The organism is Polyangium mundeleinium, assembly GCF_028369105.1.
Classification (GTDB): domain Bacteria; phylum Myxococcota_A; class Polyangia; order Polyangiales; family Polyangiaceae; genus Polyangium; species Polyangium mundeleinium.
On sequence record NZ_JAQNDO010000001.1, the window covers coordinates 4,682,129 to 4,698,142 of the forward strand.

Annotated in this window: 14 protein-coding genes; 2 read left to right on the forward strand and 12 right to left on the reverse strand. The window is 67.9% G+C overall.

Annotation, left to right across the window (positions count from 1 at the left end):
• Nucleotides 1-108: 108 nt before the first annotated feature.
• The 10 genes from POL67_RS18685 to POL67_RS18730 all read right to left on the reverse strand — a co-directional run bounded on the left by POL67_RS18685 (nt 109) and on the right by POL67_RS18730 (nt 12,310).
• Nucleotides 109-777, reverse strand: a complete 669-nt coding sequence (locus POL67_RS18685) for a thioredoxin-like domain-containing protein (RefSeq protein WP_271918869.1) — start codon at nt 775-777, stop codon at nt 109-111.
• Between the two features lie 31 nt (nt 778-808).
• Nucleotides 809-1,849: a hypothetical protein gene (locus POL67_RS18690; RefSeq protein ID WP_271918870.1), complete on the reverse strand. Its 1,041-nt coding sequence runs from the start codon at nt 1,847-1,849 to the stop codon at nt 809-811.
• An 83-nt stretch (nt 1,850-1,932) separates the two neighbouring features.
• Nucleotides 1,933-2,187 (reverse strand): hypothetical protein, encoded by a 255-nt coding sequence (locus POL67_RS18695; RefSeq protein ID WP_271918872.1) that lies wholly within the window; start codon nt 2,185-2,187, stop codon nt 1,933-1,935.
• A 174-nt stretch (nt 2,188-2,361) separates the two neighbouring features.
• Nucleotides 2,362-3,747, reverse strand: a complete 1,386-nt coding sequence (locus tag POL67_RS18700; protein WP_271918874.1) for a cytochrome c3 family protein — start codon at nt 3,745-3,747, stop codon at nt 2,362-2,364.
• 26 nt (nt 3,748-3,773) lie between these two features.
• Nucleotides 3,774-5,420, reverse strand: coding sequence for a hypothetical protein (locus POL67_RS18705; protein ID WP_271918876.1), 1,647 nt, complete (start codon nt 5,418-5,420; stop codon nt 3,774-3,776).
• Nucleotides 5,421-5,623: 203 nt separating this feature from the next.
• On the reverse strand, nt 5,624-6,403 hold the full coding sequence (locus tag POL67_RS18710) for a HEAT repeat domain-containing protein (protein ID WP_271918878.1): 780 nt from the start codon (nt 6,401-6,403) through the stop codon (nt 5,624-5,626).
• Between the two features lie 235 nt (nt 6,404-6,638).
• Nucleotides 6,639-7,571 (reverse strand): hypothetical protein, encoded by a 933-nt coding sequence (locus POL67_RS18715; protein WP_271918880.1) that lies wholly within the window; start codon nt 7,569-7,571, stop codon nt 6,639-6,641.
• A gap of 63 nt (nt 7,572-7,634) precedes the next feature.
• Entirely contained in the window at nt 7,635-8,606 is a 972-nt protein-coding gene (locus POL67_RS18720; RefSeq protein WP_271918882.1) for an outer membrane beta-barrel domain-containing protein, read from the reverse strand.
• Between the two features lie 372 nt (nt 8,607-8,978).
• The gene (ftsY, locus tag POL67_RS18725; protein WP_271918885.1) at nt 8,979-10,388 is read right to left on the reverse strand and encodes a signal recognition particle-docking protein FtsY; all 1,410 of its coding nucleotides are present in this window, start codon (nt 10,386-10,388) and stop codon (nt 8,979-8,981) included.
• A 128-nt stretch (nt 10,389-10,516) separates the two neighbouring features.
• Nucleotides 10,517-12,310 (reverse strand): carboxypeptidase regulatory-like domain-containing protein, encoded by a 1,794-nt coding sequence (locus POL67_RS18730; RefSeq protein WP_271918886.1) that lies wholly within the window; start codon nt 12,308-12,310, stop codon nt 10,517-10,519.
• A 326-nt stretch (nt 12,311-12,636) separates the two neighbouring features.
• On the opposite strand from POL67_RS18730, the gene POL67_RS18735 reads away from it, so the two are divergent.
• A complete protein-coding gene (locus tag POL67_RS18735) occupies nt 12,637-13,440 on the forward strand; it encodes a HEAT repeat domain-containing protein (protein ID WP_271918888.1) in 804 nt (267 codons plus the stop codon).
• 88 nt (nt 13,441-13,528) lie between these two features.
• Nucleotides 13,529-14,359, forward strand: coding sequence for a methyl-accepting chemotaxis protein (locus tag POL67_RS18740; protein WP_271918890.1), 831 nt, complete (start codon nt 13,529-13,531; stop codon nt 14,357-14,359).
• A 68-nt stretch (nt 14,360-14,427) separates the two neighbouring features.
• Here the strand turns inward: POL67_RS18740 and POL67_RS18745 are convergent, their stop codons facing one another.
• Together POL67_RS18745 and POL67_RS18750 are read right to left on the reverse strand one after the other, a co-directional pair.
• Entirely contained in the window at nt 14,428-14,868 is a 441-nt protein-coding gene (locus POL67_RS18745) for a YraN family protein (protein ID WP_271918892.1), read from the reverse strand.
• Nucleotides 14,869-14,893: 25 nt separating this feature from the next.
• Nucleotides 14,894-15,553: a hypothetical protein gene (locus POL67_RS18750; RefSeq protein ID WP_271918894.1), complete on the reverse strand. Its 660-nt coding sequence runs from the start codon at nt 15,551-15,553 to the stop codon at nt 14,894-14,896.
• Nucleotides 15,554-16,014 lie beyond the last annotated feature (461 nt).

The following is a 16,014-nucleotide window of genomic DNA, read 5'->3' on the forward strand; positions in this document are numbered from 1 at the left end:
AAATCGAGTCTTCGACCTCTGCCCTCGGGTGTCAACGTTGGTGGCACAGGCGCGTCTTCAAAGCGCCGCGGGGCAGGGGAGGGGAGGGCGGGGACCACGAACGGGAGCTCAGCTCCCCCCGCAATTCGGAGGGGCTGTCTCGATGTCGACGCCGTCGTAGCAGATGTCCTCGGGCCCCTTGCCGTACGCCTCCGCCACGAACGCCGCGAGCGACGCCTTGTCGAGGCACGTCGCCGTGTACGTCGCGCCCCACGCGGCCGCCGCGATCGGCGTGTCGAGATCCGCGTCGGGCGTGAGCACGAGCCGCGCCTTGGGCCCCGCGCCTGCCGACAGGCACAGCGGATCCGCCGCGGCCTCGTCGAACACCTCCTCGAGCGCCTCCACGACCTCCGGGCACGCCCCGTCGCAGCGATGCGCAAGCACGACCGCGCCGTGCTCCAGATCGTGGACGTACATCTCGCGCGGCACGGGCGTCGTGTACTTCTTGAACGCCGCCCACTGGCCCCAGTGATTCCCTCCGCTCGGCGGGTTCGTCTCGTACGAAACGTCCGTGCAGAGAGCCACGTGACTCGCCGACGCGACCGGGATGTTCGTCGTCTTCACCACGCGGCACTCCGTCTCCCCGGGCAGCGGCGTCGCGTCGGGCGTCAGCACCTCGGTCTGCGCCGGGCCCGTGGGCCCCACCGGTGGCGCGTCCTCGCCGCACCCCACGACACCAAGCGACACCAGGACAAGCGCGCAGGTCAGCGCGTCACGCGAAAAGAGCTCGGAAGGCATGGCGTGAACCTACCACGCCGAAGGTGGTCTCTCAGGGGCAGGCCGGCGTCGCGGCGCCCGTCGTGATCCACGCGCTGAGCGCCTCCAGGCTCGACTGGGGGGCCGCGTAGAGGTCGTACGGGGGCATCGGCAAGCCCACCACGACCGACGCGCGCAGCCTGTCGATCTCGCCCGGCGCGAGCCCCTGCGCGGCATCCATGCGCGTGTAGATCGGGCCCGCCAGCATCTTGTAGAGCAGGTAGCTGTTGCCCGCGTTGCCCGGGTCGACGTGCGGCATCGCCCGTCCGAAGCGGCGCGGCTTGATCTCCGCCTCGTCGGCTTGCTCGCCCGTCTGCGTCTGGTTCGCGACGCGCCCGATCATCGCCGGGAACCGCTCCGCGCCCGAGAGATCGAGCCCCATCGCGGCGGAGCCGAACTCGAGCGGCCCATGGCAGCCGCCGCAGCCGACGATCAAGCTCTTCGAGACGGGGCACTTGTCGATGCAGAGCTGATCATCCACGGCGCACGACGCCACGCACGCGCTCGCCGTGCAGAAGAGCTCCTCGGACGCCGCGCGCCGCGCCGCCTCGTCGAGCGCCGGATCCACCGGCCCGCCGGCCGGATCCATCGCGGCCGTCGTGAACTGCAGGACCACGTTCGCCTCGAGCGGCGCGCCGTCGAACGCGCGCACGCCGAACGGCGACGCCTCTGTCGGCGCGAGTACCGTCAGCCAGTACTTCGTGTCGGGCGCGAGCGCCGTCATCACCGGCAGCCGGTACGTGATGCGACGATGCACCGGGTCGTAGCTGGGCTCCAGGAACACCTGAAGCCTGCACTGCTGCAGCGTCGGCACCGGATCGGAGCTCGGCTGCAGGCAGATCGCTTGCCGGACCGCCTCACCGGGCATGAGGAACCGATCGAACGTGAGGCGCACGCTCGTCGTCGAGAGCGCGACGCTCCCATCGGTGGGCGCGGGCGCGCTCGGCGTCAGCGTCAACGTCGTCGGCTGACCGCCGGCGTCGAGCCCGGACAGCTCGACTTCGACCAGGTGGACGGGGGGGGCGTCGATGGCCTCGCGCTCGGGGCTGCCCACGTCACAACCGACGAGGGGCAGGGAGGCGGCGAGCAGGGCAGCGCGGAGGGCGCGTGGGGCGAAGGAAAGGCCTCTCGGGCCGATCAGCTCTCGGCGTAGGTCGAGAGTTGTTCGCGGACGACCTTCTCGTTGATGCCGTTCTGAATGTGCTCTTTCAAACAGTCGGCCAGGGTGATGAGCAGGTCCTCGACCCCCTTCTCCTCGATGAGCTTCGCGAGCAATTGCCGCGCTTCCCGACCGTCGTCCTCTCGGAGGAAGCCCCGCACGGTCTCCAGCGTGATTTCGCCCTGGAAGTCGAGGTAAAGATTGTCGAGCAGGTACTTGATCAGCTCCTTCACACCCGTTCTCCTTGACGACGCGCGCGACCACCGCGGGAGAGGAAGCGCCCCGTCGCTCTTCGCTATACCCGTCGCCAGAAGGGGTGTGCAAGGAATATGTAGGAGGTTTCGGGAGCGCTGCTCCGTCCGCCTGAGCGGAAGCCCCGAGCGCAGGCCGCGATCGATGCTGGGAGCTCATTGGCATGCCCTCACGAACGGGTCGTTCGACTGGTGGCACACGAGGCACGGACGCGGGTTTCTCGCGAAGGCCGCGCCGCACTTGTCCCGGAAGCCGATCGGGTGCGGGTTCACGCCGTGCCCGCCGGAGAGGCCCTTCGTCGCATGGCACGTCGCGCAGTCACGTTCCGTGTGACAGGACACGCAGGCGTTCAGGTTCCGCATCGCCTCCCACGCGTGATGGTTCGGCCCGCGCGGCGCGGTCGTGAACTCCGCGGCGGGCGGATGGAAGCGGCGGCCCGTGAGGCGGTTGCCGCTGCCGGTGTCGCGCGCGACGCCGACGCGGCGGTGGCAGTCGCCGCAGAACGTCTGGGCCTGATGGCAGCTCGCGCAGCGCGGGTTGTCCTGCCGCGCGGACTGGGCGTGGATCGAGAGCCAGTCGTTCGGGTGGACCTTGCGGGGACGGACGCGGCCGTCGTGGCAGTCGGTGCACTCGTTCGTCGTGTGGCAGCTCCCGCAGAAGGCGCTGTCGTTCGCCGCGACGCTCTTGTGCCGCTCGATGAAGTCGGGCGTGTGCGCCGCGTTGTGCATCCACTGCGGCGGCACGAGGTTGCCCGTCGTGAAGCTCGTGATCATGCGGCCGTCGTTCCGCGCCGTGTGGCACGTCGTGCACGCGCCCTTCGCCTGCCCCTGCGCCGCGCCGCTCATGTTGTGGCACGCGAAGCAGCCGGCCATGCGCGGGAGCTGATCCCGCGTCGCGAGCTCGAGCTCGCCCACCTGCCCGTGGCACTGCCCGCACTGGATGTTCCGGTCGAGGTGCTTCTTGTGCGTGAACACGAGGTTCGCGTTCGGCAGCACCATCGGCGCGACGGAGCCCTTCTCGCCCGCCTTGTCGCCGATGTGGCAGAAGACGCACTGCCCGTTCGCGTCCGTGCCCGCCTTCACGTCGTGCAGGTCCGAGTGATCGACGTCGTGGCAGGCATCGCACTGCTCGGCCTTCGGCATGAGCCGATCGGCGACCTTGTCGCTCGTGTACGCGGCCGCGTGGCACGACTTGCAGGTCTGCTTGAGATCCTTCGTGTGCTTCTTGTGGTTGAAGCGGATCGTGATCGTCTGCGGCGGGTAGATCTCTTCGCTCGGCACGGGGGTCGCGGCGCTGCCCGGAGGCATGAACGCGAGCGGCGTCTCCGCGTCGTTCGGCATCGGGTAGAGCCCGCTCTTGTAGCCACCCGGAGGCGGCGCCGGCGGCGGTGCGGCGGACTCTGCGGGCGCCGCGTCGTCGGCGGCCTGCGCGGAGGCGTCGGGGCCCACGAGGCCGAGCACGAGGGCGGACAGGCACGCCACGAAGGCGAGCCATCCCGGTAGCGGTCGGCCGCTCGGCCTGCGCGTCTTGCGTGCGCTCACGGAGCTTCGCTTGGAGGCGTTCATCATCATCCGCCGAGCCTCAAGTTGAGGAGCGCCACGATGCGGAAGCGCTGCCCCACGAGCCGGTTCATGTCGTGCTCCCACTCGATCCGCAGGTCGGCTTGTTGCACCGGCCGGACGCCCGCGCCGAGGACGTACCCGAACGACGTCGCGTCGCGATCGGGCCGCAGCGGGTCGTTCCAGTCGTAGACCGAGACACGGCCGCCGACGCGGTAGCGCCCGCCGTCGAAGCGCTTCTCGCCTGAGAGATCCGCGCCCCCGGTGTGCCCACGCGCGCCGGCCTGCATCATGCCGCGCAGCCCGACCTCGCCCGTGCCGAAGCGATACCGCCCGGACACGTTCGCGAGCGCGTCGATCGTCGTGGAGATCTCACGGTTGTCAGGATTGCGGGTGAACGTCTTCGAGTTCGACGGATCGATCTCCTGGTCGCCGCTGCAGAGGCCCGAGGCCCTGCACTGCTCCGTGCCGAAGGTCTCGGGATCGCCGTCGGCCATCCAGATCCGCACGCCGCCGTAGGCCGAGAGATCGAGCCGCTGCGTCGGCGCGACCCACACGCGCGCCGTCGCCGTCGTGATGGGGCTCTTCGTGAACCAGTTGAAGATCGAGTCCGCGTCGAAGGTCGGCACGAAGTAGTCGATGTCCGCGCCGACGGTCGCGCGTTTGCCCAGGTACGCCTCGACGCCGCCGTAATACGAGCCGACGATCTGGTTGTAGAAGTCGTACGTGACGCCGCCCTTGATCGCGCCGAGGTCCGACTTGTTCAGATCGAGCGCGTACCCGAGCCGATCCTGCGACACGCGCAGGCCCTTCGCCGTGCGATAGCCGCCCGTCGGATCGGGAAACTGCTGCGTCACCGACGTGCCCGTGTTGTAGACGCGTCGATACGAGAGCCGCCCGTGGATCCAGCTCGGGCCGTTGCTCTCGAGCGAGACGCCGAACGCGGGCGCGGGCTGCGTGTACTGGTACGAAGGATAATCCGTCACGCTCGGCTGATCCCCCGCGGTGCCGAAGCCTGCGTGGTTGCCGCGCCAAACGCCTGGTCGCTCGTACCGCGATGTCGAGAGCGGTAGCCCCCCGCGCTGCTCGAGACCGCCGTAGAGCTCGGCCTGCACGAAGTAGGGCGTCGTCACGCGCGCGAGCGCACCGTCGAACGACCACCAGCCAAGCGAGTCGACGACGTACTGCCGGCCCGCGCGGAAGCCGAGCCAGCCGTTCAAGAGGTTCCGGCCCTCGACGTACGCGTACATCAGGTCGACCGGCGCCTGCTGCAGGCCCGGCACGAAGCGCACGCCGGGCCCTGCCTCCGTCTGGTAGCTCGTCTCGCCGCCGCGATCGGCGTCGCCGAGGTGGCCGTTGATCCCGAAGTCGGCGTCGAGGCGAACCCGCAAGACGACCGCGAAGTCGGCGCGCCCCGGGACGTGATCGCCCTGCAGGTTGTACACGCCGAGCGACAGCGACTGCATGAGGCGACGCCGATCGAGGATCGTGTCGCCCCACGGGCTCGCGACTTGGTACGCCTGTGCTGCCGTGTCGCTCTGCACCTCGAAGTCGAGGGCACGCGCGTCACGCGGATGCGCGGTGATCGCCGTGGCAAGAGCGGCGAGCCCGGAAGCAACCACGCGCGAAAGGCGCGTCGATCGATGTCCCCTCACGCCTGGGATGCTCGCTTTCCGTCGAATGGTGCCGGGGAGCGTGCGTGGATCACGCGCGGCTGCCGCGGGGCGGTCGACACACCCCGAACAAGTCGGGGCAGCACGGATCCTCTTTCAGCGTGGCCCGCGCTGTCAACACGGACGAGGGGCGAGCTTGCTGCTCGAGCGCGCCGGGGCGGCGCGCAATCCGCTACGCGTTTCGATCAACCGAACCGGAGCGAGCGTTTCACGATCTTGCCACCTTCGCCGACCGTGTAGCCGCCGGTGTCGCCGAGCGCGTCGGCGACGGCGTCCCTACGGTCCTCGGGGATCGTCCACCCGCGAACGAGCAGGCCTTCGGCGACCTTGTTCTTCACGCGGACCGACTCCTCGTTCACGAGCAAGTCGAGCATCGGCTTGACGCTCTCGGACATCGCCTGGGCGAACGTCGTTTGCACCGCGTGGAACCGCACGGTCTCGTTGACATCCTCGAAGAAGCGCTCCACCGCCGTGCGCACGTCCTCGTGCACGACCTCTTCGAGCGCCTGGATGATCTGGATCTTCGGCTCGACGTTGCGCGCGTACTCGGTGTCGAAGCCCTCGAGCAGATCGAGCAGCTCCTCGCGATACGCGTCGTCGTCGAGCACGGCTTCGAGCACCTTGAGCGGCCACGTGAGCGCCTCGGCCCTCGTGCAGAACTCGATGACCGCGGGGACGACATCCTTGCCTGCGGCGACGATGCCCCGGAACGCGAGGTCTTTCTCTTCTGCGTCCGTGATCGACGGATCGATCGTGAAGTTGAAGCGCTTGAGGAGAGCGGCGGCCGCCTCCGGCGTCTTCATGTCGACGAGGGCCTGGATGGCCTCCAGGCGGTCATAGGTCTGGGCGCGTTTGTCCGCGACGACCTTGGCCGGCCCGGCGATCTTCTTGTCGACGGCGGGCGTGTTGCCCGACGGAGGCGCGCTCTTTGCGCCCTTGCTACGGAGGAAGTCGAAAATGCCCACCTCTACCTCGCGCTCCGGCCCGGCAGGGGTGGGGCTGGAGCAGGCTTCGCATAGGCCCTCGCCAGGGACAAAGCAAGTGCAAGGCCTCGTTGACGAGCGCGCTGCCCCTGCCAGCGGGGCTTCGAAAGCGACACGCCCCGTGATGCCTGGGGCGTCGCGGAGCTCTTGGTCTCCGTCTCGGCCGTCCGCATCCCGGGGCGTGTCATCGGCTGTGGTGCAGCCGGCTTCGTCTTCGTCAGTCGCTGCTCTTCACCTTCATCGGGAGGGAGAACATCAGGTTGACGGAGACCATGCTGTTGAAGCGGAACTGACGGTCCTTGTTGTTGACCGCCGTGTCGGGGAAGGCCTCGTCGTTGCCCGAGCCGGCGTTGTCGAAGCCGGACGTGTTCCACGCGAAGGGAAGCGCCCTCCACTCCGCGCCGAAGCCGAAGAACGACGTCGGGTAGAAGTTCCAGCCGACGCCGAACGTGGGCGCGATGGCGATGCGGCTCTCGAGCTGGAACGAGCTCTGGGCCGCGCAGGGGCGGTCGGTGAGCGTGTTGCCGTCGTTGTCCTTGCCGCAGGGCGCGCGCTCCTGCACGCCGATGACGGCGGGACCAACGAAGAAGCTGATGTCGGTGTCGACGAAGAGCGTCGCGAACAGCGCCAGCTTCCCGCGGAACGGAACGACCGTGACCTGCGGGGCCGCGACCCACTGCATACGGCCGAGCTGATCCTGGGCGAGGTTGCCGCGGGTCAGGTTGACGGCCGTCAGCTTGCAGGCTGTGTCGGTCGCCGTGTTCGAGTCCGTGGGGCAGTTACGCTCGTCGATCGCCTTCACCTGCAGCTCGTCGGTGAGCGACGTCGTCGTCTGGATGCCGTAGCCGCCCCAGACGCCGAACCCGAGCCAGTCGGTCGGGTGGTACATCACGCGCAGACCGGGCATGATCGTGCGCTGGTACTCGTCGAGCAGGGTGAAGGACGCGCTCGGCGTAATCTCGATGCGGCCCGCGCGATGCAGGCGCAACTTCCGCACAGCCGGGGCCCCCGCGAGGGGACCCGTGAGCTGAATCTCCTGCGCTTCGGCGCCCGCGCTCATGGCAAGCGCTGCACATCCTGTGAGCGCCGCGAGCATGCCCCTGCGGAGCAGGCGAGACGCGCAAAGGCTATTCACGAATCGACGCATCATGCATGTCCCCGTACTTGGCTGAATCGTCCCGGATGTTCCTTGCACGCCACGCTGCCCCTCGGCTCACTTGGGCAGCCGGTATTCCCAACTGAACGGTAGGAAGACCGAAAAGCCGACCTGCGCCTGGACGTTGTTGGTGAAGCTCGTCTCGGGCGCGGTCCAGGTCGTCGGATCCTGTGCCTTCGGATTGCCGTTGGCGTCGTTGCCGATCGGGATGCCCGGGTTCTCGAGCTCGTCGAAGAAGATGTAGTCGCTGAGCTCCGCCACGACCGCGAACCAGCGGTTGAAGAAGATGCGGAGCCCGCCGCCGACGTGGAACGACAGCCGAGGCTTGTACTCGAACGTGCGGTTGTCGGGATCGACGACGGCGATCGGACGCGTCGCGATCGCACCCACGCCGCCGAGCACGTAGAAGTCGTAGTGGAAGATGAAGTCGCCGAACCCGGCGAACTTGCCGTACGCAGGCACGTACGAGAAGTTCGCGTTCGCGTTCCAGGCGTACTCCGTGATCGGAATACCGACGCGCGCCGCGCGGCTCGTCTGGAAGTTGAAGTTCGAGGGCGAGTTCAAGGCGGCGTAGAAGTTGCCGTTGACCCCGACCGCGAGCACGTTCGTGATGTAGAAGTTGAGACCGAGCCCGGGCGCGGGGTGCGCGACGAACTGGTCGTTCATCGTGATCCCGAAGTAGGGCGTGATCTCGAAGCGGAACCGGCGCAGCGCGTAGATCTGCTGCACCGCGTACATCTCTGCGTTGATGTCCCGCTTCGCGGCCTCATCCATGTTGATGCTCGGGCAGGCCGACGGGTCGATCTTACAGATGTCCCCGAGCCCTTCGCCCTCGCCGCTAGGAGTCTCGCCCTCGCCTTCGGCGGCGCCGGCGCCCTCGCCCTCGGTGGGGGCTTCAGCAGGCTTCTCGGCTCCCTCCTCGTCGAGGTTGATCTCCTTCGGTTGTGCCTTCTTCGGTTGCGCTGCCGCCGTCAACGGCATGGCCAGCAGCGCAGCCGCCACGAGGAGCCCCACGCGAACCTGGTTCATCGCCATCCCTTCCGCAGTCCGTGCGACGTGAGCATCGATCGGTCCGGTCCGTCCGTACAAGTCTAACTGCGCGACTTCATTCAAAAAAACGGTCTACCGACAAGCGGGACGGACTATATCACGCGTAAAATCCGGGAATCAACAACCAAATCGGTTTCTCTCTCGGATCTGGAGCGGGCAGGACCGTCCCGACTGCTCGCGCAGCGACACGATCCACGCCCATTCCACCACGAGACGCTCGCGTACGAGCAAGAAAATCAAACGAAATCCACACTTTTTGCGCCGTCCGTCCGAAACGTGCACGACGCGGCCCCGTCTCCGATCCCGGTCGGGGTCCCGTCGCGCCCACTTCGTGCTCATCGGCGCAGAGGTTCACGCCGCCGCGTCCGTTGACTCGTCAGCTTGACCGAGCAGCGCTTCGACAAACTCTTCGCCGTTGAAGTCACGCAGCTCGTCGGGGCGCTCGCCGATGCCGATGTAACGCACCGGGAGCGCGTGCTCCGCGCAGACGCCGAGGACGACGCCGCCCTTCGCAGTGCCGTCGAGCTTCGTCAGCACGATGCCCGAGAGCGGCAGCGCCTCCTTGAACATCGCCGCCTGTTGCAGCGCGTTCTGCCCGTTCGTCGCGTCGAGCACGAGGAGCGTCTCGTGCGGAGCTCCCGGCAGCGCCTTGTCGATCGTGCGCGCGACCTTCGTGAGCTCGTCCATCAGGTTCGTCTTCGTGTGCAACCGACCCGCGGTGTCGGCGAGCACGACGTCCGCGCCGATCTCCGCAGCCTTCTGGATCGCGTCGTAGATGACCGCGCCCGGGTTCGCTCCATCCTTGCCGCTCACGACTTCACAGCCGACGCGCTTGCCCCACACGACGAGCTGCTGCACCGCCGCAGCGCGGAACGTGTCGCCCGCGGCGAGCACAACGGTCCTGCCCTCGGCCTTGAGCTTGGTCGCGAGCTTGCCGATCGTCGTCGTCTTGCCCGCGCCGTTGACGCCCACGAACATCACGACCGTGGGACGCGCAGGGAACTTGATGCCGCCACCGCTCCCGCCGAGCAGCTCACGCGCACGACGACGCAAGGCATCCCAAACCTGCTCGTCCTTGACGAGCTTCTTCTCCTTGATGCCTGCGCGGATCTCTTCGAGCAGCGACTCGGTCGTCTTCACGCCGACGTCGGAGGTGAGAAGCACTTCTTCGATCTGATCGACGAGCCCGGGATCGACCTCGCTGCGCCCGACGAAGAGCGCCTTCAGACGACCGAAGAAGCCCTCGGTCTCACGCGCCTTCGTGAGGCCGCGGCGCAGCCCCTCGACGTCCTTCTTGCGCGGAGCCGAAGGTGCAGGCAGCTCGCGCGCCGCGATCGACACGGGCTTGATCGCGCCTGCCTCTGCGGGCTTCGGCGCGGGCTCGGCCACCGGCGTGGGAGCTTGCGCGGGCGCGGGCTCGGGCTGCTTGGCCTCGGGCTGCTTGGCCGCGGGCGCGGGCTCGGGCTGCTTCTCCACGACGGCCGGCGCAGGCTCGGCAGCAGGCTTCTCCTCCTTCTTCTTGGCCTCCTTGGCCTCTTCGGCCGGCTTGGCCTTCGCCGGAGCAGCCTGCTTCGGCTCCTCCTTCGCGGGTTTCCCCGCGGCCTTGGCCGGCTCTTCACGCTCGGACGCCTTTTTCTCCGGGAGCTTCTTCGGCTCCTGCGGCGTCTCGAGCTTCTTGGGCGCTTCCGGCTTCCTGATGAACAGGAAGTAGACGGCCAGCGCCACGACCACGAGACCGATGACGATGTAGAGGGGGTCCACGATGTGCGTTCTCCAGCGGTCCGCGAACTGGTTCGCGACTATATGGGACGGTACCCGTACGTCAACGTGTGTGCTCTGCGCGCGAGGGCAAAGGGAGCGCACGGGTGGGGGTTCGGGGGCGGTTCACGTCATGCCGCCGGCTTTCGGCCGCCCCTGGGTTCGTCGTTGAGGAGCGACGCCTCGACCCCCTCGTCGACGACGGAGGGGCCGTAGGCGGCTTGCTCGAGGGCTCGCGCCCAGGACTCGATTTCCGCGTTGTTCGCGCGGAAAGCCGCCCGCCGTACGTGCCCGGGGGTCGGCTCGGGTTGCATGTCGAAGGGCGCTCCGGTGCGGCGCGCCCACTTCACAAGCCGTTCGAGCAGCGTGCGGCGGCGGGTGATCAGGGCAACGCGCAGCACCCCCGGCGGAGGGAGCGTCTGCTCGTACCTGCTGTGCTCCTCCGCTTCGATCACGAGACGCGCGTCGCTGCGGTAGGGCACATCCAGCACGAAGGTTCCACGTTCGTCGGCGGTCGCGCGCGCGACGACACCGTCGCCCTGGAACGCGGGCGCCACCACGGCGAGCCGTGCGCCGGCGATCGGGGTTCCATCATGTGCGTCGAGCACCGCGCCACGATAACCACCCTGTCCGGTCGACGCTCGCACGACCTCGACACCGGCGCGCCCCGAGGGCACGGGATGCGCTTCGTCGTCCTCGTCTTTTTTCGGCGGCATCGGCGCGCGCCGCCAGCCGAAGACGATCCACGCAGTCACCGCAAGCACCACGATGGCGATCAAGATCTGCCGCGCGATGCCAGGCCCCTTGACGTTCACGTCGACCTGGAGGTTCGCCCCCGACTTGTAGAAGGGCGCGGCGGGCACGTACCGAAGCGTCAAGGGTACGACGCCCGCGCGCTCGAGCGCGAACGACGCGATGACGTGCGCCTTCCCGCCTTGCACCGTACCTGCGCCCACGCTCTCGCTTCCGCGCAGCGCCTCGACCACGCCGCCCGTCACCGGTCCTCGCGACGTCGTGACATCCACGTCGATGCCGACGCCGTCTTCGGGATCCCCCGCGTCGACGGGGTGCGCGAGCGCGAGACGCACCTCGGCGCGCCTCACGATCGGCTGTGTGGTCGTCGCCTTCGCGAGCGTCGTCGTGCCCTCGAAGCGCAGACGCAGCTCGCCCGAACCGGGACCGGGGAACGACGCGCTCGGGATCTCGAAGCGCACGCGCCCGTCGCCGCCCGTCTGCCCTTCGGCGATGCGCTCGCCACGCTCGTCCTCGACCCGGATCGCGAGCCCCTCGCGCCGCGCGGCATTGGATCGAGACGATCCGGTGCGATCAACGCGCAGCGATCCTGTGAGCAGGACGGTCTCACGATCCAGATCGATCACATCGGGTGCGGGTTCGAATCGGAGGATCGTGCGCGCGAGCGGTGCGTCGGCTGCATCGAGGCGGACCACGCTCTCGGCAGGATCGCGCAGCTCGTCGCCGTCGAAGCGGAGCTTGATCGACGCCTGCCCGATCGCCGCACCGGCGCGCACACAGAACGCTCCACGATCGTCGGTCTGCACCTCGTAGGCGTCCGTGCCGACCAGGCGAACGGAGCGTCGAGACCTCCGTGCCGTCGCGTCACACGTCGAGGGCGTCGGCAGGTTGACGGCAGCGCCGCCTTCCGCGATCGCACGGAGGGAGATCGTCGCGCCGGCCACGGCGGCGCCTGCGTCGTCGAGGAGCTCGCCTCGGACGATCGTGCCGGACGGCTCGACGGTCGCGGCTGCGCTGATCTGCGCGCCGCCTCGCACCTGGATGCGAATCGCGCCTCCGGATCCTCGTGTCTGCGCCGTGACGGGCGCCGCGAGGAGCAGGACGAGCAAGGCGACGAGCGTGCACAGCGGGCGCGACGAGGCTCTCGCCTTGGCACCTCGGCTGCGGGACATCCCCTTCCTATATGCGGGAACGCCCCTCGCGACCAGCGCTTCTGCCGATGTCATGGTCTGGCCGCGCGTTGAAGCGAGCTCGGGCGAGGCACGTCCAAGTCCTCACGGCTCCTCCGCGCGTGACAGTTGCGGCGGATCTCGGATGGCCGAGTTCGCCATGGGTCTTTCTGGGCGGAGCAGAACGAGTCGTGCCGCTCTGCGTCGAGGTACGGGTGAGGTGCAGGATGAAGAAGACGGGTGATCGCGTGTTCGAGAATTCCACGACCTCCGAGCTGGCGCGAGCTCGCTCCATTCGCACGCGGACCTCGTGTATCTTCGGAGCTCGAATGCGAAAGAGCGTCCCCGTCGTCGCGGCCCTCTCGTTGTTCGTGCTGACCCCCGAGGTCGTGCGAGCGGATCCTCGCACCGGTTATCTCGTCCAGCAGCTCAAGACGAGTGAAGACTTCCGCGTGCGAACGCAGGCAGCACTCGCGCTCGGCGCGTCGGGCGATGAGGCCGCCGTCAAGCCTCTCTGCGATGCGCTCACGGATGGCAACGAGTCGGTGAAGGTCGCCGCGGCGGCCGCGCTCGGCAAGCTCGGCAAGCCTGCAGGCCTGCCGTGTCTGCAGACCGCGATCAAGAACGAAAAGGGCGCCTCCACGAAGACGCAGATGCAGAAATCGATCGACACGCTGAAGAGCGGCGGCGTGGCTGCGCCTCCTCCGCCCGGCCCCGACACGAAGTACTACGTGGCGATCGAGATCTCGAACAAGACGAAGCGGCCTGCGGCCGAGGTCGAGACGATCGTACGTGCGGCGATGCAGACGAAGCTCCTCGGCAAGGCGGGATATGCCGTCGCGCCCAAGGGCGAGACGGCTGCACAAGGCGGCAAGCTCGTCAACTCGAAAAAGTTGAAGGGCTTCTATCTCATCGCCAGCGTCGAGCCGCCGGTGTACGAAAATGGAAACCTCACGCAGATCGTACGCGTGAGCATGTGGACGTACCCGGGCAAGGCGCTGCAGGGCGAGTTCTCGCCAAAGCTCACGCAGTCCGACACGCCCAAGACCGACGTACAGAGCGAAAACGTGCTCATGAAGATGTGCGTGGAGAACGCCATCGACAGCTTCGCGAAGATCGTCGCGTCAATGTGATATCGCAGCGAGGGGGAGCGGATCCGGCGCGCCGCGACCCACTCGGGCAAACACCACGCGCCGTGGCAAGAGACGCGCAAGGTCCCCGATGAGCGAGGCTTCTGTCACCCCGCCCGCCGCCACGAGCGGCCGCCAGCAGCGCCGCATCCGCAACTTCCTCCTCGATAAGCGCTTCCAGCTCAAGTACGCGGGTTTTCTCGCGGCGATCGCGCTTGTCGTTTCCCTCCTCCTCGGCGCGGTCCTCTGGTGGACGAGCAACAAGCTGATCGATCAGAGCCGCCAGGCCGTCGTGCAGCAGAAGGCGCTCGTCACGCAAGGACAGGAGACCGTCAAGCGCGGTCAGCTCGCGCTCGCCGAGCGGAAGAAGAACGACGAGCTCGTCAAGATGAACATCGCGAAGGCGTACGAGGATTCGCCCGAGCTCGCGAAGCAGTTCAACAAGGACGCGGAGAACGACGCCTCGAGGCTCAAGGACGAGCAAGCGAGCCTCGAGAGGGACGCGGACTCCTTGAAGCAGCAAGCCGCCGAGCTCGAGCGCCAGGCCGCCGCGGTGGAGGAGCAGCAGCGCAACTTGATCCTCGGTCTCGTGCTCGCGCTCGGCTTCCTCGTCGCGTGCATCTGGAGCGCGGGGATCGTCGTCACGCACAAGATCGCGGGGCCCGTCTTCAAGATGAAGCGCATGTTCGGTCGTGTCGGCGAGGGCCACCTCGGTCTGCGTGAGCGCCTGCGCAAGGGCGACGAGATGCAAGACTTTTTCGAGTCGTTCGATCAGATGCTCGGCAGTCTCCGTGCGCAGAAGACGCGCGAGATCGAGCAGATCGACGCCGCGATCGCGCGCGTGGAGGCGGACGCCTCGAGCGACGGCGTGGCGATGTTGAAGAAGCTGCGCGCCGAGATGCAGTCGCAGATCGACGGCTGACGTTCCCATCCTTTGCGGCGTCGACGTGACCCCGTGGATCACGCGACGCCGCGCCTCCTGCACTCCGATCAGAACGCTGCTTTGACGTGCTCGACGAGCGGCTCGCCTTCGGGCGTGAACGCGACGGCGACGGCGTCGAAGCGCATGCGCTCGATCCTCTCGTCGCGCGCGAACTTCGAAGTCCAGAGCCGCTGTCCAGCAGCGCGCAGGCGCGCGCGCTTCCGTGCGTCAATGCTGTCGAGCGCACGCTGGTAGCTTCGTGGCCCGCGTGTGCGGACCTCGACGACCACGATCACGACTCCGTCGCGCAGGAGCAGATCGATCTCGGCACGCCCCACGCGCACGTTGCGGCCGAGGATCGTGCATCCCGCACGAACGAAGTGATCTGCGGCCGCATCTTCGGCGCGCGCGCCTGCGCGATGACGCGCATCGCGCGGCGAGTTGACTCGGGCATTGACAGAAGGAATTACTTCGGAAGAGGCGGGCGGGGGACGAGGAGGACGCGTCACGGGCGCGAGCGCGTCGCAGCTCGTTTCAGGAGTCGGTCGTGAAGCCGACGCCCTTGCACTGCTGCGCGTTGTAGTGACCCTTGACCGTGCCGCAGGTGCCTTCGGTGACGAACTTCGTGTCCTGCTTGATGCAGTACTTGCCCGTGAGCAGCGGATCGCCGAGCCCAACGTTGGGCCGGATCTGCTCGCACGAGTAGCCGGTCGGGCACTCGCAGAAGTTGAAGTTCGGATCCGGCGGCTCGCCATCGGCCACGCCGCACCGGCAGGAGCAGTACACGGCTTGCGCCGCGTCACGCTGCGAGTCGGGCGCGCACTGGCCGCAGACCTCAGCCTCGATCACCGTGTCGGTGCCGGGGATGCAGCAGGCCTTGTTCGCGTCGTCCGCCGTCGAACCGGCCGTCTGGCAGCCGTTCGTGGCGGCGCCTCCGGTCGTGGGCTTCGTCTGCCCGTAGGGGCAGCTCACGCGGCCTTGGAAGTGGTTCACGAGGCAGATACGGGTCTGGCACTGGAAGGAGCGCGACTCGATGTTCTCCTCGGTCACTTTGAAGCCGGCGAAGTCGGTTTTGTACTCGTCTTCGGGGATGCAGGGGTCGCCGACGCCGCCGCTTTGACAGGCGACCGGAAGGCCGCCCAGGGCGAGTACGCTGATCAGACCAAGCATGCCGGACAGGATCGAACGGGTCATCAGATCGTGCTCCTTGGGCCGGGGCGCCCCTGCTCCATGAGGGGCGCGCGAGCGCGACGCGCCGCCCGCGCGTCCACGTCGAGGACAGCGAACGACGCCAGCAGCGAGGACGCTAATCGAAGGGGCGACGGACCGTCAACCTCTCGATGCACAACTCGACGGACTGCCGCCGGTTTTCGTCCATGGGGGGTGTCGGTCCGGGTATGACTCGGGATCGACCCGCGACCCCGCCACGTCCTTGGCGTGCCCCCAAGGCACTCCCTGGAGAGGTGTCGGAAGCGGCACGTGGACCGCGCTGCGCCCGGAAACCGCCGCTTGACAAGCCAACCGTCATAATTTTACCATCCGCGGCCAGACGCAAGTATCCGCTGATTCTCATTGAAGTTTTTGGTCATCGCTCCCGGTCACGTAAACACGGGGAGCTGCGACTGCGAAGGGCCCCGTCCACTGCGGATCTAGCC

Bases quoted from the DNA above. Each gene is read 5' to 3' on its own strand.
- POL67_RS18685 (WP_271918869.1), bottom strand. From the start codon at position 777: ATGCCTTCCGAGCTCTTTTCGCGTGACGCGCTGACCTGCGCGCTTGTC.
- POL67_RS18715 (WP_271918880.1), bottom strand. From the start codon at position 7,571: ATGATGCGTCGATTCGTGAATAGCCTTTGCGCGTCTCGCCTGCTCCGC.
- POL67_RS18720 (WP_271918882.1), bottom strand. From the start codon at position 8,606: ATGAACCAGGTTCGCGTGGGGCTCCTCGTGGCGGCTGCGCTGCTGGCC.
- POL67_RS18730 (WP_271918886.1), bottom strand. From the start codon at position 12,310: ATGTCCCGCAGCCGAGGTGCCAAGGCGAGAGCCTCGTCGCGCCCGCTG.
- POL67_RS18735 (WP_271918888.1), top strand. From the start codon at position 12,637: ATGCGAAAGAGCGTCCCCGTCGTCGCGGCCCTCTCGTTGTTCGTGCTG.
- POL67_RS18740 (WP_271918890.1), top strand. From the start codon at position 13,529: ATGAGCGAGGCTTCTGTCACCCCGCCCGCCGCCACGAGCGGCCGCCAG.
- POL67_RS18750 (WP_271918894.1), bottom strand. From the start codon at position 15,553: ATGACCCGTTCGATCCTGTCCGGCATGCTTGGTCTGATCAGCGTACTC.